The sequence below is a fragment of the Bacillus sp. NTK074B genome, assembly GCF_017303375.1.
Classification (GTDB): Bacteria; Bacillota; Bacilli; order Bacillales; family Bacillaceae_B; genus Rossellomorea.
The window spans coordinates 1-752 of sequence record NZ_JAFKOH010000032.1 but is presented as its reverse complement, the minus strand read 5'-3'; the positions used below and the strand labels follow the sequence as shown (position 1 = coordinate 752).

1 rRNA gene is annotated in these 752 nt (G+C 54.9%); it reads right to left on the bottom strand.

Annotation, left to right across the window (positions count from 1 at the left end):
- Positions 1-752, bottom strand: a 23S ribosomal RNA gene (locus JI667_RS21285); the annotation flags it as partial.

Here is a 752-nt window from a genome sequence, read left to right as displayed (position 1 = left end):
TGGTTAAGTCCTCGATCGATTAGTATCAGTCAACTCCACATGTCGCCATGCTTCCATCTCTGACCTATCTACCTAGTCATCTTCTAGGGATCTTACTCACTTACGTGATGGGAAATCTCATCTCGAGGGGGGCTTCATGCTTAGATGCTTTCAGCACTTATCCCTTCCGCACATAGCTACCCAGCGATGCCTTTGGCAAGACAACTGGTACACCAGCGGTGCGTCCATCCCGGTCCTCTCGTACTAAGGACAGCTCCTCTCAAATTTCCTGCGCCCACGACGGATAGGGACCGAACTGTCTCACGACGTTCTGAACCCAGCTCGCGTACCGCTTTAATGGGCGAACAGCCCAACCCTTGGGACCGACTACAGCCCCAGGATGCGATGAGCCGACATCGAGGTGCCAAACCTCCCCGTCGATGTGGACTCTTGGGGGAGATAAGCCTGTTATCCCCGGGGTAGCTTTTATCCGTTGAGCGATGGCCCTTCCATGCGGAACCACCGGATCACTAAGCCCGACTTTCGTCCCTGCTCGACTTGTAGGTCTCGCAGTCAAGCTCCCTTGTGCCTTTACACTCTGCGAATGATTTCCAACCATTCTGAGGGAACCTTTGGGCGCCTCCGTTACTCTTTAGGAGGCGACCGCCCCAGTCAAACTGCCCACCTGACACTGTCTCCCACCCCGATAAGGGGCGCGGGTTAGAATTTCAATACAGCCAGGGTAGTATCCCACCGATGCCTCCACCGAAGCT